Origin of the sequence: Streptomyces sp. NBC_01525, from assembly GCF_045040405.1 — a bacterium.
GTDB classification, from domain to species: domain Bacteria; phylum Actinomycetota; class Actinomycetes; order Streptomycetales; family Streptomycetaceae; genus Streptomyces; species Streptomyces benahoarensis.
In genome coordinates this window covers 22,005-40,606 of the sequence record NZ_CP109398.1, presented here as the reverse complement: position 1 = coordinate 40,606, position 18,602 = coordinate 22,005, and the positions used below count along the sequence as shown (strand labels likewise).

The 18,602-nt window shown below is 68.6% G+C and carries 13 protein-coding genes and 3 pseudogenes; 2 read left to right on the top strand and 14 right to left on the bottom strand.

From position 1 onward, the window contains the following. Nucleotides 1-2: 2 nt before the first annotated feature. The 13 genes and pseudogenes from OG422_RS31035 to OG422_RS30975 all read right to left on the bottom strand — a co-directional run. Nucleotides 3-926 (bottom strand): type II secretion system F family protein, encoded by a 924-nt coding sequence (locus tag OG422_RS31035; protein ID WP_405748142.1) that lies wholly within the window; start codon nt 924-926, stop codon nt 3-5. Then, nucleotides 923-2,473, bottom strand: coding sequence for an ATPase, T2SS/T4P/T4SS family (locus OG422_RS31030; protein ID WP_331759826.1), 1,551 nt, complete (start codon nt 2,471-2,473; stop codon nt 923-925). The genes OG422_RS31035 and OG422_RS31030 overlap by 4 nt, the downstream gene beginning before the upstream one ends. After that, nucleotides 2,466-3,341: a hypothetical protein gene (locus OG422_RS31025; protein WP_331759824.1), complete on the bottom strand. Its 876-nt coding sequence runs from the start codon at nt 3,339-3,341 to the stop codon at nt 2,466-2,468. Before OG422_RS31025 ends, OG422_RS31030 begins: the two co-directional genes overlap by 8 nt. A gap of 5 nt (nt 3,342-3,346) precedes the next feature. Beyond that, entirely contained in the window at nt 3,347-4,039 is a 693-nt protein-coding gene (locus OG422_RS31020) for an SAF domain-containing protein (protein ID WP_405748141.1), read from the bottom strand. A gap of 36 nt (nt 4,040-4,075) precedes the next feature. Continuing rightward, nucleotides 4,076-4,939 carry an ATP/GTP-binding protein gene (locus OG422_RS31015; protein WP_331759820.1) on the bottom strand — a complete coding sequence of 288 codons (864 nt, stop codon included), beginning with the start codon at nt 4,937-4,939 and terminating at the stop codon, nt 4,076-4,078. Then, nucleotides 4,933-5,523 carry a hypothetical protein gene (locus OG422_RS31010; RefSeq protein ID WP_405748139.1) on the bottom strand — a complete coding sequence of 197 codons (591 nt, stop codon included), beginning with the start codon at nt 5,521-5,523 and terminating at the stop codon, nt 4,933-4,935. Before OG422_RS31010 ends, OG422_RS31015 begins: the two co-directional genes overlap by 7 nt. A 259-nt stretch (nt 5,524-5,782) precedes the next feature. After that, entirely contained in the window at nt 5,783-6,784 is a 1,002-nt protein-coding gene (locus tag OG422_RS31005; protein WP_331759816.1) for a hypothetical protein, read from the bottom strand. A 574-nt stretch (nt 6,785-7,358) separates the two neighbouring features. Next, nucleotides 7,359-8,333 carry a replication-relaxation family protein gene (locus OG422_RS31000; protein ID WP_331759814.1) on the bottom strand — a complete coding sequence of 325 codons (975 nt, stop codon included), beginning with the start codon at nt 8,331-8,333 and terminating at the stop codon, nt 7,359-7,361. A gap of 23 nt (nt 8,334-8,356) precedes the next feature. Continuing rightward, nucleotides 8,357-10,582: an ATP/GTP-binding protein gene (locus tag OG422_RS30995; RefSeq protein WP_405748137.1), complete on the bottom strand. Its 2,226-nt coding sequence runs from the start codon at nt 10,580-10,582 to the stop codon at nt 8,357-8,359. After that, nucleotides 10,579-11,070: a hypothetical protein gene (locus OG422_RS30990; RefSeq protein ID WP_331759811.1), complete on the bottom strand. Its 492-nt coding sequence runs from the start codon at nt 11,068-11,070 to the stop codon at nt 10,579-10,581. Before OG422_RS30990 ends, OG422_RS30995 begins: the two co-directional genes overlap by 4 nt. A 317-nt stretch (nt 11,071-11,387) precedes the next feature. After that, a complete protein-coding gene (locus OG422_RS30985; RefSeq protein WP_405748135.1) occupies nt 11,388-11,924 on the bottom strand; it encodes an SMI1/KNR4 family protein in 537 nt (178 codons plus the stop codon). A 97-nt stretch (nt 11,925-12,021) separates the two neighbouring features. After that, a pseudogene (gene istB / locus OG422_RS30980) lies at nt 12,022-12,820 on the bottom strand (IS21-like element helper ATPase IstB). Continuing rightward, nucleotides 12,817-13,104, bottom strand: a pseudogene (locus tag OG422_RS30975) (IS21 family transposase); the annotation flags it as partial. The pseudogenes OG422_RS30975 and istB, both read right to left, overlap by 4 nt. Nucleotides 13,105-13,323: 219 nt before the next feature. On the opposite strand from OG422_RS30975, the gene OG422_RS30970 reads away from it, so the two are divergent. Beyond that, nucleotides 13,324-14,358 carry a site-specific integrase gene (locus OG422_RS30970; RefSeq protein WP_331759806.1) on the top strand — a complete coding sequence of 345 codons (1,035 nt, stop codon included), beginning with the start codon at nt 13,324-13,326 and terminating at the stop codon, nt 14,356-14,358. Continuing rightward, the gene (locus OG422_RS30965; protein WP_405748134.1) at nt 14,355-16,688 is read left to right on the top strand and encodes a tyrosine-type recombinase/integrase; all 2,334 of its coding nucleotides are present in this window, start codon (nt 14,355-14,357) and stop codon (nt 16,686-16,688) included. The genes OG422_RS30970 and OG422_RS30965 overlap by 4 nt, the downstream gene beginning before the upstream one ends. A 29-nt stretch (nt 16,689-16,717) precedes the next feature. Here the strand turns inward: OG422_RS30965 and OG422_RS30960 are convergent. After that, nucleotides 16,718-18,157, bottom strand: a pseudogene (locus OG422_RS30960) (ISL3 family transposase); the annotation flags it as partial. Nucleotides 18,158-18,602 lie beyond the last annotated feature (445 nt).

Sequence of the window (18,602 nt, the reverse complement as noted above, 5' to 3'; positions counted from 1 at the left end):
CATCATCCAACGCCCCCCTGCCCGGCCGTCGCGACCTGCTTCGTCTCCTCGGCCGCACGCGGCCGCAGCAGCCGCGGCGAAGGCTTGACCGCGCACAGGCGCCGCAGCCACACCAGGGCCCCCACGAATCCGACGCCCATGAGCAGCAGCCACATCTGTCCGCCCGCACTGTTGTACGCGGGCCCGAAGCTGCTGCCCATGGAGAAGCCCATGGCCAGCACGATGATCGCCACCCAGCGGGTCTGCGTGCGCACCTTCTGGCGGTCCGCGTCCACCGTCCGCAGCGAGGCTGCCTCTTCGGCCGTCAGGTCGGAGAGGGTCTGCAGCGTCTCGACCATTCCGCGGCCTCGGTCGCGGATGTGGGTGATGAAGACGAGCACGACGTTGTCGACCGCGCCGTCCTCGAAGTCGTCGGCGAATGCACGGTAAGCCGCTTCCGGATTGACGCCCATCCGCAGACGTGCCTCCAACGTGCGTACCGGGGCGTGGATTTCAGCGGGCACCTGGCGCATCGCGCCGCTGATCGCGGCCTCCAGGGTGTGCCCGACGACGTGCGCGCCGGCCAGGTGCTGGAGCCATCGCGACAACGCCTCCAGCCGCACGATGCGGCGGGTGGAGGTGACCGACGGATGCCAGATCCACGGAAACCCGGCCACCACCGCGGCGGCCAACAGCCCCTGAACGGGCCGAGCCGTCCAGACCCACACCACAACCGCCACGACACCGGAAGTGACGACGATCCACCGGTAGCGCTCCGCCCACGCACCCGGCAGTGATTCGCACACCCGCTGCCACAACGAGGCTCCCCGCGGCCGAGCACGATCCGCTGCGGCCGCCGGCTTGAACGACAGTACGGAGAGAACGATGCCGGCCACCATCAGCAGTCCGCACAGGGCACCGAGCATCCCAAGCTGTCCCAGACTCATCGCCGCACCAACTCCATCGGCTTGGGCCAGCGCCCGTACTGCTCCTCGGTCAGCCACCGCTTGTCGAAGCCGGCGTCGGCCAGTTCCTGCATCACCTCGCCGGTCGGCAGGTCCTTCGGCACTCCCCGCGGGTCTCCGTCACCGGCCGGCGCGAAGATGCGGCTGAAGGCGGGCTGGCCACCTTCGCCGGGGGTGACCTGGAGGACGTCGGAGACATAGCGGTGGCGGCGGCCGCCGATCTGCGTCTGGTCGGTCTGCCGAATGAAGACCACGAAGTTCACCGCGTTGGCGACGAGCTGGTGGGTGGAGTCGACGTCCTTGCCGGCGCTCTGGCACAGCTGCACCAGACGGGGCAGGACCAGGCGCGGGTAGGCGGCGTGCAAGGTGCACATGCTGCCGCGGCCGCCGGAGCTCATCGCATCGAGCATCGGCACGACCTCGGTGGAGCGGACCTCACCGACCACCACGCGCGTGGACAACATCCGCAGGGTGTGCGGATACATGTCGGCGATCGTGATCCGCCCGGTCTCCCGACCGTCCTTGCCGACCTCGCCGTTGGAGGCGCGCTCCTCCATCGCCATCACGTGCGCAGCGACGTTCGGATCCTCGTCCAGGAACAGCTCGCGATCGGTCTCCAACGTCACGATGCGCTCACCCGCGCCGACCTTGCGCACCAGCGCCCGCAGCAGCGACGTCTTGCCCACGCCCATGTCCCCGGCGATCAGCATCGTCTGCTTCGCCGTGACCAGCCCCCACAGGAATGCCCGCAGCGCCGGGCTGAGCGTGCCCCATTCGACGAGGTCTTCCAGGGAGGCGCTCATGACGCGGTGGCGGCGGATCGCCATGGTGGGCCGGGTGGTCAGCAGCGTCGCCGCGACACGGGAGCGGTCCGGCAACCGGAAATTGACCATGGGGGTCGCAGGGTTCAGCACACGGTCGCCGTGCCCGGAGCGCGCGGCGAGCCGGTTGATGAGCGCGACCAGGCTTTCGTCGTCGTCGGCCACCGGGTCGACGCGCTGGGTGGGCCGGTCGAAGTAGTCGATGAGGACCTGGTCGCCGTCCACGACGATGTTCTCGACGCTCTCGTCCTCCAAGTACTGCTGGAGCGGGCCCGCCTTGAACAGCGCATTGATGATGGCCTGCCGGATGGACTCCAGCTGGGGGCCGGACAGCGGCAGCGTGGTGCGGGCGTGCTCGACCGCCCAGGCCGACACGCGTTTGGCGACCAGGGAACGGGCCAGCTCCAGCTGGTCCTCCGCGCTGAGCCGGCTCTCGCTCTTGCGTTCCTGTTCCACCAGGTCCTGAGAGACCGCATCCTGCAGTTCCCGGATCACGGCCCGCGAGACAGGCAGCACACCGGGAAGTTCGGCCAGGCGGCCGGGGCCGGCGGCGTCGCCCTTGGAGAGCTGCACGTTGGCCTCCGACGACGGCGGCGGCGGCGCGGGAGCCGGCGTGGGGGCGCCGCTGTGTTGGCGCTGCGCGAGCACATCCTTGAGCATCCCGGACAGGGCAGTGCCGTTCACCGGGAAGCCGGTGCGGTCAGCCACTGATCGTCACCTCCTGGCCCGGGGCGGTCAGCCGCTGCACCACACCAGCAACCACCGGCGACGGCACGGGCGGCGGAGGCAGCTGCATCCGCAGCCGGCGCGTGCTGGCGTCGACCTCGGCGGCGCGGGCCGCCTCCCGGGCGTGCTTGAGCAGCCGCATCGCGCCCGGCTTCACCTGACGGGTCGTGCCGTGGGTGAGGATGCGGGCGGTCTTTTCCTCCCACGGCAGCGTGCCGATGACCGGAATCTCCAGACGGCGGGCGATGTCATGGCCCGACACATCACCCTCCTGCACCAGCAGCAGCCGCAGTGCGTCAGCGCCCGTACCGCGCTCGGCCAACTCCTTCTGGAGGGAACGGGCGACGGGCAGCGTCTGCGCGACGGACGTCACGGTGTTGCGCATGACCAGCAGGACCAGGTCGGCGCGGTGCAGCAGCGGCCGCGGGTAGAGGGAGGGATGCACTCCGCCAGGCTCGAGGGCAACCCGGCCGGCATCAACGACGACGTCGAAGCCGGCGTGCTGGTCCATGGCCTGCAGCAGCAGACTCAGCGGCTCCCAGGTCTGAGAGAGGGCCGCAGCTTGCAGCGGATCGGTCAGGCCCGGCAGCCACAGCCGGCTGCCGGAGGCGTCCAGGCGGCGCAGGTGTGCCTCGAAGGCTTCCGCCAGCGCGCCTTCGCGGTCGGCCTGGGCCAGGTGCCACAGGCCGACTTCGCCGCCCCACTCGCCCATGCGGTAGCCGGTACGGATGGAGCCGCCCTTGGCGTCGGCCTCGGCCAGCAGCGACGGCCGCGGGCCGGCCAGTGCCATCGCCAGGGAGGAGACGGTCACCCCACTCGCGTGTGCTGAGGTCAGCGCGATCACGGACATTCTGCTCAGCCCTTCGCAGCGAGCACGATGGCAACCCGGCCCGTGGCGGCACGGGCGGCGAGCTGCGCGCTGTCGGTGGAGTCGACGGCAACCTGGATGACGACGGCCCCTGCGGCGTTGGGGGCCCCGACCTTGACGACCTTCGCCTCAATCTCCTCCAGGCTGGCCGACTTCGAGCCTGCGGCCGGGGCCGCCTCGTCCTTGCCGGGTGTGGAGACGACCTTGACCTGATCGCCGGGGGCGAGCGCGTCGGACGGCGCGGCGCCGCGCTGGACCTCAACGGCCACGAGCTCCTGGCCGTCGGGCAGCGTCTTGCCGCCGTGGATCTGCGAGTTGGCCAGCAGCTCACCGCGGTGCAGGGGAGTGGTGGCACGCCTGCCGATCACGCTGTCCTTCTCGCTCGCCTTCACCGGCCTCAGGGCAGGGTCTTCGGGCAGCGCTGCGGTGGTCAGGTCCTCGGCGGTGATTTCCTGTCCGGCCGGGACGTCCCGAGCCACGGCCAAGACGTCGACCCGGTCCCCGGCACTGCGCACGAGCATGGAGGTGCCCAGCACACCGACGAGCGTGATCAGCACGCCGAGCACCAGCGTGGAGCGTTTGCGACGCCGGGGCGCGGGGCTGGCCCCGATCGGCGTCTCGGGCCGCATCGGAGGCGCGGTGGTGGGGGCAGGGATCTGGGAGGTGCTGGTGTGGTTCATCGCGCCCGACTTTCCGTTACGTGCTGGTCCGCGGAACTAGTTGAGGACCTTGAGCTGGCCGATGCTGACCTGGGTCTGCGACTGGCGGGTCTGGGTGATCTGACCGGTCTGGCCGCCGCCACGCCAGTCGATGCTCCAGGTGGCAGTGGCGGTGACCGGATACTTCTTGCCGGGCTCGTCCTTGGAGGAGTGGCTGTAGCGGTATCCGCAGTCCGGCGAACTCTGCTTCCCGTACGACGACTTATAGGGCGTGCCGGCCGTGGTGCAGGTGACCTGGTGGCCATCGCCCATGTCCCACACGATCTGGGAGACCTTCGCCGTGGCACTGACCGTGACCGCACCAGCGGACGCCGTGGCCGTGTTCGGACCGTAGGTCTCGGGACCCTTCGAGGTCCACATCCACACCGGCAGTCCCACCAGGCCCTTGCCGCTGGCCTTCGGCACGATGCCGATGGCAGGGCCGCGCAGCCGCATCGTGTCCACAGCTCGCTGAGCGAGGACCGCAGGGTCGACGCCGTCCTTGGGCGGGACGGCCGCCCACACCATCTGAATCACGTGGTACGTGTCGTCGCTGCCGTAGGAGCAGGTCTGCTCATACACGGCGCCGTCGCCGGGCTTGTGGCCTTCCCAGTCCAGAGATCCGGCCGGCGGCTGGGGATCAGCGCGCTTGTAGGTGCAGCTCCACTTGCTCTTCTTGCCTCCGCCGCCGGCGTGCTCCCCTCCGCCGTGACCGCCGGCGGCTTTGCCGTCGCTGCCTGGGTCCTTGGCCTCGACCTGGCAGGTGAACAGGCCGCAATGGGCATCGGCCGGGCCATCGGCGTAGGCGGGAACGGGGAGGGCGAGAGTGAGCGCGGCTGCACTGAGCGCCGCGGTTCTCGCGGCGCTCCTGCGGGTCAGCACCGCTTGCCCTGGGGCTCGTCACGTATGACGCGCCATCCTCCGGGCCAGCGTTCGACCTCGGACTTGATGACGTACTTGGTGAGCCGGTTGGACGGGAGCGAGAGCGGCTTCTTGGTCTTGGCGTCGACGACCTCCCACTGGGAGATGTCGAGGCAGCTGGAGAGGGTCGCCCTGGGCGTCTTGCTCTTCACGTCGAGGTCGGTCACGGTCGGACTGCCGACGGTGACCTTCCCGATGTGGATCCGGTTGTGGTCGTGGGCCTGCTTCGCGTCCGACTCGACGTTCTTCAGCGCCGCCGATGCGGCGTACTTCTTGAGGTTTGCGCTCTTGCCGCTGCGGTCGGCGTAGAGCTTCGCCACCTCCTTCCAGTACGCCTGGTAGGTGGCGACGGCGTCCTTCTTGGCGGTCTCGGTGGGGTCCGCCGACGTGGTCGGCTGGGCCGCCGACGGTGTAGGAGAAGCCTTTGGATCGTCAGAGGCGCCGCTGCACGAGGTGACCGCCAATGTGCAACTGACCGTAAACAGCGCGATCATGCTGTTCTTGAGCGACCTGCGGTACCGGTCCCGGCTTCGTGCGGTTCGCATCAGTGCTCCCTCCCCTAGGGCGCGATCTACATGCAATTTTCGTGACTCTGTTGCTGTGGAACGGTTTTCTTGATCACTCACCGCAAGGGCGGGAATGCGTCATACGGGTGGCCGAACCTGTACGATACCTGCGAATTTACAGACCACGAAGTCTGTTTTTGCGGGACGATCGCCGCATCTCCGGCAATTCGGCGCGGAGCAGTGGCCGACTTCCCGGCACGGGAGCCCGTGAGATGTGACGAGAATCCCGATATGACACCTAGTCAGCGATCTCGCCCTCGAAAGTGGCCTCAGCCTTCCCCAGGTCGGTCACCTCGACCGTCACCGACTCCGCCTTAGCCCCCTTGGGCAACGAGAAATGGAACCTATGGGTAGCCGCCCGCTGCGGAGCGATGAAACCGATGTCCGCAGCTCCGGACCCACCCGGGATCAGTTCCGCCTCCTTCAGCTCATCGCCGTAGTAGACGCGCACGCTCTTCTTCATCGGCGTGTAGGGCAGATCCGCCACCGCCGCGGCATTGCGCACGGTCAGCTCCCCGGAGAACGTCGCCCGGTCACCGGCGGCGCCCTCCCGCCGGACGTGATCCACAGTCATCTGCGGATCCGCCTTCCACTGACCGAACGCCAAAGCCTTGTCGGTTTCCGGTGCCGGCCGCGGACGAAGGACGGAGTCCTTGCGGGCAGCTGCCCCGGGAAACGGGCCCTCGAAGAAGTCGACGTCCCCGATGTTCCCGAACACCGTCGACGGGCGCGTGGTGATGGTGACTGGTTCTCCGGCCGCGTCGGCCGGTACCGCGACACCCACCGTCAGCGTGTAGGCCCCGCCGGGCTTGACCCGCGGCGGATCGTCGCTGATCGCGTCGGGAATCCCCTCGATGCCGGCGTCGGTGAACTCGGCGGCGGGCCGCCCCATCGCCCCATACCGGACAGTGGGGGAGAGGTCCAGCAGCTGCTGAATCTCGCTGGTCTTGTTGGTGATCGTCCAGGTCATCTTCGCCGGACGCCACCCACGCGGCACGCCCTTGGCCCTGGAGGTCGGCGTCACCTGCGTTAACGCAGAGGGAGTCAGCTTCCAGCTCCCCTCTTCCGTGGTCACGCCCTCGCCGAGCTTGTACATGCCCTCGGGCAGCTCACGCTTCACCGGCTGCGACGCCTTCGGTTTGCTGTCGCCGGCGGGACGCTGCTTCGCGGGAGGGCTGCTGGCGCACCCCGTCGCCAGCCCCGCCACCGTCCCGAGAACGATCCATCCGGCCTTCCTCACTGCTGCCCCCTCGCATGCGACCACCAGGGCGTCGCACCCTGCCGGGGCGCCGATTGTGCCAGCTCAGAGGCTCCAAGATCAGTCTCACGAGAGATGGGGCTGGAATCCGGCATTGGCGTGCCGGTACCTTGGCTTCGACCTCTCCTTCGAACGTCCTTTGCGACCACGACTGCTCGGGTGCCGGTTGCGCCGGTACTGCCTATTCAGGGCCCGCACCGCGGCGAGAGGCGGCAGGCTCCGATGCCCGCGCATCCTGTTGCTCCGGCACGCGACCACGGCGAGTGCGGTGGGCGTCGTCGGTCAGCAGATCGCCGATCGTGCCGCGGCCGTCGGTACGAGTCCGGGCACTGCTCCCGCTCGGACAGCCACGACAGATGCCGTGTGTGCGTGTGCCGGGCGATCATCTCGGTCACCAAAGGCCCCAGCGGCTGCGCCACCACGGCGAAGTCCGCGCACCGCTCGGTATGCCGGTCCGGGAAGGCGGTGACGTCGACAACGGCAACGCCCATGGACTCGGCCGGCACGCTGCGGCGTGCACGGCGAAGGAAGTTGAACATGTCTGTCTCTCCTCGACTCAGGCCACAGACGTGGCAGCGGCAGACGTGCGCAGCAGGACATCGGTCGGCTCGGGATCACCGAGGACCGGCGTGACGATCGGCGCGAACGGACCGTGGGCGCGGAGCTGTTCGAGGGTGGTCACTCCGGCCTGCAGGTCTGCGGCCGGTTGCAGACGTACGTCCGCGGCCGCCAGGGCCCGCAGATCGTCGGTGCGCTTCGCCAGCTGACTCTGCGACGCCCCGTCCAGTACTAGCAGGATCCGGGGGAAGGACGGGTAGCGGGCGCGCCATGCCTCCCGCCGGTACCCGCCTGCCTTCGGCCGGCCGCGACCCAGGGCCGGCTGGGGGATGTAGCGGGCGTAGCGGGCGTAGGCGTGCAGCTTCGCGGCCAGGCGGGCGATGCTCATCGTGGTGCGGTCGATCTCGCAGAAGAACGTCAGCAGCATCCGCTGCTGCCCACCGTCGCCGGTGTGGGTGGTGTGGATGTAGCGGAGCACCGAGTCCGGCACCAGGAACGCCTCATCGCCCAGACGGCTGTCGCCGTCACGGACACGGTGGGCGACCTCGGGGTCCCAGTCCAGCGGCCCGCACTCGTCACCGAGGCGCCGGGCGTACTGCACGAACGCCAGCCCCATGGTGTTGACCGCCAGGGTGTGTTCCTGCAGCTGGCTGGCCGCCGCGTCCTCCGTCATGCGGTAGGCCCGCGGCGCGAGCTCGCCGCCGCCCTCGACGACCTCGCAGCCCAGCGCGGTCGTGTACCAAAGGAGTTCGCCGGCGCGGCTGGTACGCCGGACCGACGCATCGACCAGGCCGCGGCCGTGGAGTACCTCCAGCTGCCGGCGGATGTAGCGGGTGGAGGTGGCAGTCGGGCGCAGGAGCTGGGTGAGCTGGCCGGCGGTCAGCAGCCGGTGGCGGTAGAGCACGGGCAGGATCTCCTGTCCGAGCTGGGACAGGCCCCGATCCGTGGGGTCCAGGAAGCGCGGGCGTGGCATCGGAAGCCTTTCTGTGGGAGGGGTCAGACGGGGCGGAGCGTGCGGACCACGTCGCTGGAACTGTGGCCGGACGGGCGCGGTGGTTGTGTCCGGCCGGTGGTGAGGTGGGCGAGGATCGCGTCGTCCAGGCCGCGCTGTGTGGCGAGGATTTCGCCGACCGTGCGGCGGTCCAGGTTCTTGTCGATCGCCGCATCCAGGGCCGGCAGCCCCGCTTCGTTGCGGTATTCGGCGAAGACCTCATCAACCGGGACGCCGCGGACCCTGAAGGGTGTGGTGCGCTTGCCGCGGAGCATGACCGACTGGATGTACTCGTACTTGTCCAGGCCCAGGACCGTCTCCGCGTCGACCCCAGGCAGGCGCTTGGCCACGAAGGCGGCCTCGTCGAAGTCGGCGGCCGTCGCCGACAACAGGCTCTGGTTCTGCATGAGGGCGGCGCGCGTCTCGTTGCTGAGCCGCATTGCCATCTGCGTCATCCCCATGAAGCGGACCTCGAATTTCCGCAGCTGCTCCAGGATCTTGGCGATGTGGCCGTGGGAGGCCCCGTCGACCGCGGTCAGCTCGTCCGCCCACGCCCAGAGCGTCACCAGGTCCTCGACGGGGGTGTCGATGCGGGAGGCACCGGCTCGGAACAGGTCGAACAGCAGCAGCGCGGTGACCAGCTCGTCGCTCTCTCCGGTCCCGGACGGGCACACGAAGACGATCTGCCGCTCGTCCATCGCCCGCCGCACGTCATACGCCGACCGAGGCGAGCCCAGAAAGGCCCTGAGGGAAAGGGAGTTGTCGAGTCGGTAGAGAGCGTTGGTCACCGGATTGAGCGCGCCGGCTTCCATGTGGGGGAAGGACTTGCGCCAGAAGACGGCTTCAGCCGGATCCAGGACCGCCAGCACCGCCTCACGCCATTCTTCGTCCTCCAGCAGCGTCTTGATCTGGAACACGGTCGGCTGCAGCTCTGGACGCCCGCTGGCCACAAGGTGGTGTGAGAGGTGGGCGAGGGTGCGCGCCGCGCTGGACAGAAGAGTTCTGGCCCGGGTCGCGCCTTCCCCCCACGCATGGGCGGAGGCGATCGCCCCCACCACCGAGCCGACGATGTCCTGCACCTCCTCGATGGGCCGCCCCTCCATGGACAGCGGATTCCAGCACGCCATCCGGTCGTCCATGGCCGGGCGGGCCAGGTTGATCTCCCACACCCGGCCGGCGACCGCGGGGTGCGCGAGGTAGGGGCGGGCCCGCTGCCACGCCGCACCGTGCGGGTCGAGGAACCAGGCGCCGTCGCCCGCGTAGGCACGGGCCAGGCACTCCACGAGCGCCTTCTCCGTCTTGCCGAACCCCGACTTCCCGTAGGAGGCACCGAAGAGCACGTCTTTCGCGTAGGCGCCTGCCAGCCGCTCGTTGCCGTCGGGGCCCGTCACCCGGCCCAGCGGAAAGACATCGCGCTGCCCGGTCCACGTCGGCAGTGCGGCCGGCGCTGGCGGGACGACACCGCCGCAGCGGGCCACGTTGGGTGCGTCGCAGCGGGCGGTGGGCGGCTTGAGCAGGCCGGCGATCTCCTGCCACGTCACCCACTGCCGACGGGCGGGCGCGAAGTCCCCCCGCTCCAGCCGCCGGTCGAAACGACTCCGCAGCCACCACGCATTCGAATACCGACGCCACGGGCCCCACTTCGGGCCGATGGGCACGAAGCGGTTCTCACCGCTGAATGCCTCCATCGCCGCCAGCATCTGGTGCAGGCGAGCCTGCGCCTGCTGAGGATGCCGGGCCACACAGCGTACCAGCACCTGGACGGCGAACACCTGCGTATCTGCGCCGGGCGTGAACTTCCCTACCCCCTCGGACAGGTCACTCTGCCGCGGCACCCTCGCCGACTGCTTGACACCCCCACCGGCGGAGACGCCCAGGCCGTCGCGCAGGACCTCCATCGCTCCGCCCCCGCGGCCGCCACCGCCGAGCTGCTCGCCGTACGCGGACGGTCCGCGCCGGGTGGCGCGCCCCATCAGGGCGCGGCGCCGCCGTGCCACCTTCCGGCCGGGCACCGGGACCAGGTCGACGACCAGCTCGGCCTCTTCACCGGCCTCGGTGCGCACCTGGGCGCACACCGCCGCCAGGTGCTCCAGAGGGTCCGGGGCCAACCCGGCCTTGCCCAGCGGGCGATGATCCGGTCCGGCCAGCACCAGCTCGGCCCGCGCCACGTAACGCGGCCCCTCCACGCTGCTGCCCGTGGCGGCTGGCTTGGTCAGGTTGACGGCGCTCACCACGATCCACCCCGCTTCAGCGGCGCAGCACCAGCGAACCGGATGCGCCAGCGTCGTGCGGAGGGAGCGCGAGGAGCGACAACTTCGACCCGCCGGTATCCGGACTGCCGCAGCACTCCAGCTGAGCGCTCCGGCCCCTCCCACCAGTAGTGCAGGCGCCCCTCCTCACCCGCCGCGATGCGTATGCGCACCGCGGCCGCGCGCCGGGGAAGCGTCCCGCTGGCGGAGCGCACGCTGGCCAGCCGTCCCGCGACGCGACCCACCTCGGTCAGCTCCGGGTCGAACGTGGCCGCCGGCACCAGCTCCACCCGCGTACGGCCGGCAAGCTCGCGCACCGCGCGCTGCCGCCACCACACCGCTGCCGCCACCCACACAGCCGCAGCGGCAAGGGCCGCAAGGGCGATCCACCACAGGCTCGCCAGACCGGCTTCCAACAGCGACCACATCCAGTGCCCCACCTCCGAGGTACGGGGCAGGATGCCGGTCATCGCAGGTCCCGCTGGCTCGTCGTGACCCCGTGCGAATTCATCTGTGCCTCCTCGCCGGGCGGCACACCTTGCCGCCTCAGACAGAGAAGGGAGCTGAATCTGTCCCGATGTGACACACGGGCCTCGTCTTTTTCTCCTTTCGCTGGGAGAGCGGCCTCGGCACGGTCACTGTCTGCACCGGCGGTTGGCTTCGTTGATCTCTAGGAACAGCGTTTGGCGAGCGGTTCCGGAGGCAGTTGGTGATCACCTGGCTCACGGATCTCGATGAGAAACGACGGCACTGTCGTGTCCACGAACGTGGGACAGCCAGCCTCTCGTCAGAGTGGTTGGCCGTCGAAGGGGTCGCCTGAGCCGGGCTTGAACGTCGTGCCGAGGTTGTACTGCGCGATCCCAAAAGGTTGAAAATCGGCATCGGCAAGGACGCGGTAGAGGAACTCCGAGATGGACATGTCGTACCGGTGCCATGCGCCGACGTCATTGGACCGCGCGAGGACGGGGTACTCGCCGGGCCGATCGACATCGATCAGCCAGAAGTACTCGTCGGCCCATTCGGTGGAGCCCCACTCAACCAGCCCCTTGCTGCCCGGCGCGTAGATCGCATAGGGCTCGACGGCGGAGACGTCTCCGAGCTTGCTGCCCTGGTCGACCGACAGGTCGACCCGCCACTGTGTCAGGAAGTCGAACGCGGGGCCTTCGTCGCGCCCCAGAAAGTAGAGGGAATCACTGAAGACGCCGCCGCCGAACGCCTCGTAGAGCTCCTTGTAGTCCGCCGGCAGCGGAACACCCAGCTCTCCCTCGATCGCCGCCCAGTCGACGGAGGTCCCGAGTGGCTCCCACCCGGTCAGTTCGATCACTCGCTGAACCCACATACAACAATCTTTTAGCACCGGCCTTCGTTCCGATGTCCCTCAACCCCCTCGTCGCTCAGGTCAAGATCGGCAGCTATCGCACTCAGCTGGCCTTGGCAGGCTCTTCGGCTCGTGCTCGGGTGCTGGCGAGGCGATAGGAGTCAGTGCCGGTCTCGATGATGGTGCCGTTGAAGGTGAGGCGGTCGACGATGGCCGCGCAGAGCCGGGGGTCGGTGAAGGTCTTGGTCCAGCCGCCGAACGCTTCGTTGGAGGCGACGGCGACGCTGTTCTTCTCCTCGCGTTCGGTCAGAACCTGGAAGAGGAGTTCAGCGCCGCGGCGGTCGAGTTCCATGTAGCCCAGCTCATCGATGCAGAGGAGGTCGACGCGGCCGTAGCGGGCGATGGTCTTGTTCAGCTGCTTCTCGTCGGCGGCCTCGACCAGCTCGTTCACCAGCTTCGTGGCGAGCGTGTAGCGGACGCGGTAGCCCTTCATCGCGGCCTCGGTGCCCAGGGCGATGAGCATGTGGGACTTGCCGGGTGCCGGAGTCGCCGATCAGGCAGAGCGGCTGACTCTTCTTGATCCACTCGCAGCTGGCAAGAGTGTGGATGGTCGCCGCGTCGATGTTCGGGTTGGCGTCGAAGTCGAACGCCCGCAGCGACTTCTCCCGCGGGAAGCCAGCCGCCTTGATCCGTCGTTCCGAGCGGCGACGGGAACGGTCGTCGCACTCGGCCATCAACAGCTCTGCGAGAAAACCGCGGTAGGTCAGCTGGTCCTTGATCGCCCGGTCGGCGATGTCGGAGAACTCGTTGCGGATCGACGGCAGCCGCAGCAGCCGACAGGCGCTGTCGATGGCGGCGTCGGCGGCCTGCTCGGTCAAGCCTCGCTGGCGGGGCAGAGTCACTGGGCTTCTCCCTCACGGTGGTCGTTGCCGCTGGTGCGTCGGCGCCGGAGCAGTTGGTCATAGGGGGCCACCGAGGGCAGCGGCCTGGTGTCCGTAGGAAGGTGCGCGAGCCGCCATTCGTGCAGGGACGTCACCGTCGCCGACGGCTTCCCGGAGGCCATCTGGTCTGCCGCAGGGGTAGGTTCGAGCTCAGCTTGGGCGGCCTTGCGGGCTTCCAGAGCGACCGCGTCAGCGGTCATCGCGCCGACCCGCAGGGCCGCAGCCAGGCCGGCGACGACATGCTCGAACTCAGGCTCTGGTCCACTTCTTGTGGAGTGGTGACGTTCGGTCACGCCAGTAGGACTCGCTTGCGAAGGAGTTCGAACCCTGCACGGCCGAACATCTGGCGCTTGAGCATCTTAAAAGTTACGTGGAATCTGCCGGGGTGATCATGTCCCCCTGGTGCAACCACGGACTTGGGAGATCACTTGAGCGCCACGACGGGGCTAACGGAGAGGTGGCCGGTGTTCGCCCGGCACGAGCAGGCAACGGCCTGGCTGTCGGTCTGGACGGATCTCGGACGTGCACCGCGCACGATCGACGCCTACGGTCGCGGACTGGCCGAGTACCTGCTGATGTGCGAACGGGAGGGCATCGACCCGGTCGCCGCGAACCGGGCCCATATCGCCGTCTACGTACGAGAGTTGACCTCGCGGCCCCATCGTCGCGGTGGGAACGTGATCTCGATCGATTCAGGGTCGGGACTGGCTAACGCCACGATCCAGCAGCGCCTGGTGCCGGTCCGTCTGTTCTACGACTTCCTGATGGAAGAGGGCCTGCGGGAGTCCAACCCTGTCGGCCGGGGCCGATATACCCCCGGTCGGCGGGCCGGGGGCCAGCAGCGCGGCCTGGTGCCGCGGCTAACGAAGCTGCCTTGGATCCCGGGCGAACAGGAGTGGCTGCACATCCTGGAGGTGGCCCGGCAGGAGCCGATCCGCAACCGTGTGATGCTTGCCTTGGCCTACGACGCCGCGCTGCGGCGCGAGGAGTTGTGCTCGCTGCGGACTGATGATCTGGATCCGGCCCACCGCACGCTGCGGGTCCGGGCGGAGACGACGAAGAACCGGCTGGAGCGGGTGGTGCCGTACTCGGCGTCGACCGGGGTGCTGATGTCGGCCTATCTCGCGCACCGGGCCACCATCAGTAGGGCGCGAGGACCGCTGTTCTTGTCGGAGTCGCGGCGCAACTACGCACAGCCGCTGAGCCTGTGGACGTGGTCGAAGGTCGTACGCCGGATCGCCGTGACGGCCGACGTCCCGCGCTTTTCCACGCACACCACCCGACACCTGTGTCTGACCGATCTGGCCAGGATGGGATGGGAGTTGCACATGATCGCCTCCTTCGCTGGCCACCGTCACACCGACTCCACCTTGCAGTACATCCATCTGTCCGGCCGGGACCTGGCCGACAAACTGGCCCGTGGGATGGAGCACATTCACGCCTGGCGAATACAGGCGCTCACCTCCCCGAACGCCGCGTCCGCGGAGGTATCGCGGTGAGCTCGTCGTCGGCCACTTCCGTCGTGGAGGGCGGGGACGGACGCTGGTCCTGGCCGATCGTCCCGGACCACTACGACACTGCCGTCGAGGTCCAGCCCGCCGAGGCCCTGGCAGTGAGCGAACTCGGGGTGCAGAATCTGCGCCGGCTCAAGGACCACGATCCGTCCGCTGCCGGGTGGCGGGTGATCCGTCGTCTGCTGGGCCCGCTGGAAGCGGTCAACGCCGCCCTTGACTCGCCACCCACCCCGCACCGTCGACGCGCCATGCTCGACGTGATCGCCGTGCTGCTGACACGTTGCGCGGAGACCGGCCGAACCTTTTGGGGATGGACCCCGCAGGAGTGGATCCATCTGCTCGGCCGCAACCAGTCCGAGTTCCACCAGCACGCCCCGGGCTGGGTCAACGACGAGGTCCGCCCCTATCTCGCCGCGCACGCCTACCTGCTGGGCTCCTTCAACGAATTCCACCAACTCGGCAGCTTCCAACGACTCACCCTGTCCTGGCGGATCTTCGGACGCGACCGGGTGAGCAGCGAGATCGCACGCATCCGCGCAGTCCTCGCCTCCTGGGGATACCAACTGGGGCGGGACGACGACACTCTGCTGCCGATGGTCGTCTGCCAGCTGTTTCTCCTCAACCGCAGCCCGCATCTTGAGGATCTCGATACCTCGCTGTTCGACAGGATCCGGCGCGAGAAGATGCTTGCCGGCTCACAGCGCTACACCCTGCACGCCACGCAGCGGGCAGTTGCCCAACTCGGATTCTGTGATCCACCGCAGCCCAGCACAGGCCGCCACTCGGCACGGGCGACCGGTGGCGCGAAGACGTGGGAACAATGGGTCGATCGCTGGTACGCCACCTCTACGCTCACCCCGGGCGTCCGCGGCGCCATGCGTTCCGCCCTCCTCAGGGTGGGCCGGTGGATAGCCGCGGAACAGCCCGGCGTTGCTGACCCGACAGACTGGACGCGGCAGACCTGTGCGACCTGGATCGCCGCAGTGGACCGGATGAGGGTCGGTGACTACGTTCAGCGGACCGCTGGCCTGGGGGACCGTCTCGGCAAGCCACTCGAAGCGGCGACCAAGGCCGGGCAGATCACCGCGTTGCGGACCTTCTTCCGGGACTGCCAAGAATGGGAGTGGCTGCCCCGCACCTTCGACCCACTGCGCGCGCTGGCGATCCCTCGCAGCATCACTGCCCTCCTCGGCCCCGACCCGCGGGTGATCGCCGATGAGGTCTGGGCGAAGCTTCTGTGGGCGGGTTTGAACCTGGAAGCCGCGGATCTCCCACAGTCCCAGGCCGGGCAGTTCTACCCCTTCGAACTGGTCCGCGCGGTCACACTGACCTGGTTGTTCTCCGGTCAACGCAGCAACGAGATCGCCCGATTGAGGGTGGGCTGCATCCGTTGGCAGCACGACGGCACTCCCATCAACGGTGACTCGCAACGGGTCCTGGCCCGCGACACCGTCTGTCTCCTCGACGTCCCGCCACACAAGACCGGCACCGTCTTCAGCAAGCCGGTCGACCCGATCCTCGGCCAGGCCGTCGATGCCTGGCAGGCCGTCCGCCCGGATCAGCCGAAGTTCACCGACCGCCGCACCGGCGAGCGCGTCGACCTGCTGTTCGCCATCCGGGCCCGCCGCGTCTCCACGCACTACATCAACAACACGGTCATCCCGATGCTCTGCCGCAAGGCCGGCGTCCCGGACGCCGACGTCCGTGGGAACATCACCAGCCACCGGGCCCGGTCCACCATCGCCAGCCAGCTCTACAACGCCAAGGAACCGATGACGCTGTTCGAACTGCAAGCCTGGCTCGGACACCGATCGCCGCAATCCACCCAGTACTACGCAAAGATCACACCGAACACCTTGTCGAAAGCCTATTCCGAGGCCGGCTACTTCGAACGGAACGTCCGCACCATCGAGGTGCTGGTCGACCGCGACGCGGTCGCTTCCGGAGCCGCAGCCTCCGGCGAGCCCTGGCAGCACTACGACCTGGGACACGGCTACTGCACCTACACCTTCTTCGAGCAGTGCCAGCACCGCATGGCCTGCGCACGCTGCGACTTCTACACCCCCAAGGACTCCACGAAGGCTCAACTCCTTGAAGCCAGAGAAAACTTGCAGAAGATGGCCGTCTCGATCCCGCTCACCGAGGACGAACAATCCGCAGTCACTGACGGTCAGACCGCGATCGACCAACTCCTCGCGAGGCTCGCTGATACCCCGACTCCGGCCGGGCCGACACCCCGCCAGATCGAGGCACCCGCCACGGCCCGGCTCCTGCCGATCATCGACGTCCGACAGGGCAAAGCAACGCAAGCTTGACAAATCTGATTCCACAGAATGATGCGGTTGACGTGTCCCTCCACGACACCCGAGTTCCAAGGCTGTGTGAGGCCGGCGGTGACGGCGTCGAGGTCGCGTTCGAGGTGCTGGGCGAACCGGCTGAGACTGATCAGGTCGGTTGTGGCTCTGGCCGATTCGATCCACTGCGGGAGATCGTCGCCTTGCAGGTGGGTGACCATCTGGGCGAAAGAGCGCACGTGCTCGGCGAGGGTTGCTAGCTCAGGGCAGTTCGCCAGTGCGGCCTTGAGGTGGAGCCGGTCGCTTTCGGCCAGGGCGTCAGGGTGCGTGAGGATCCAACGCGTGACGGCGCGGGCGGATGGCGGCCGTGGCCCGACCGGCTGGGGCTTGCCGCGCAGTACCCGGCTGACGTAGTCGCGGACGCTGTTGTAGCCGCGTGGATAGCCCTGCTCGCAGAGCTCCTCCCACAGTTTCCAGGCGTTAGTGCAGCCTTCCTGCCAGCGCTGGTCGAGGTAGGGCTTGTAGGCGTCAAGCGGGGTCGCACGGCTTTGCCACTGGCCGGTGAACATCTCCTCCGGGGTGGTGGCTCGGGAGAAACGCATGACGGTGTTGAGGGTCATCCCGAGTTGCCGGGCGACGGACCGCTTGCTGTGACCGGCGGCCAGGAACGCGTGGATGGTGGCGTGTTTGGCGCGGGTGCGTTCAGCGAACCGGTGGCCCGTTGGCCAGGGTGAAGACACCGCAGGCTCCACTTCCTTGTGCTGCTTGTTCGGCGGAGCCGGGGCCGGTCGGAGGCAGCCGCGGTGCCGGTAGACGCACTTCTCGGCGGCCTCGCCCAGGTTGTGCCAGAGGTGCCACCGGTCGGCAACTTGCAGGGCCTGCGGGGCCCCGCGCGTGGCGCCTTCGGCGAAAAAGGGAGCGCGGTCACGGCAGACGATCTCGACGTCGGGACGCTTGGCGAGCCAGGCGGCGAGCGTGTCAGCCTCCCGGTCCGGCAGGAGGTCCACCGGTCGACGTGTCTCGACGTCGACGAGCACAGTTCCGTAGATTCGGCCCCTGCGCTGGGCGTATTCGTCCACGCCCACAACGCGGGGCGTCGCGGCGGGAGGGTCCGGCAGCGAGGCGATCAGTCTCAGCAGGGTGTTGCGGCTGACCGGCGCCTCGAAGACGTCCGTCATCCGGGCGCCGGCCCGGCCTGCGAGCGCGAGGCCGACCGAGACCAATGCGGAGCGCAGCCGCTCGGTACGTCGGCCGAACCGGCGGGTGAGTCCTGGCACCTGCTCGGCGAACGTCCTGCGTTGGCAGTTCTCCTCCGAGCAGACGAAGCGACGCACCCGCAGAGCCACCACAACAGGCTTGCCGGCCGCTGGCAGATCACGAGGAACCCGCAGATACGAGCCGTGTCTTCGCCCTGACCAGCACCCGCATCCCGGGCAGGGAGCCTGCCGGGCAGTCGTACGGGCCTCGACCCGGACGGCGCTGTCGGCCACCTTGACCGACACCACCGACACACCGTCGACCGAGAAGAACAGCAACTCATCCAGCTGCAGCAGGTCGCTCACGACGAAGGACTGTCGACCACAGTGTGTTCCAGCCGGGCGATTTTCGGGCGACCTCAACCCGCATCACACAAAGATCAACAGTCACCCTGCGTACGCGACCACAAGAAGTGGACCAGAGCCACTACTGCTCGATAAAGCCAGGCGGTGGCCGGACGAAGGGCGGGCATGGCGCGCCGACCGAACCGAGCCTGCGCTGTTGGCCGCTCTCGCTCGTACGCTCGTGAGAGGCCGCACCAACGGTGCCCTCGATAGCCGCAGTACCGCGGCGGCGTAGTACCAGCCCGAGTAATGGCGGCCGCCCTGGTACCAGCGGAAGTCCCGCACCGGCAGACCGCCGGCTACCTGATGTCGAACCGGTCCAGGTCTGTCTCAA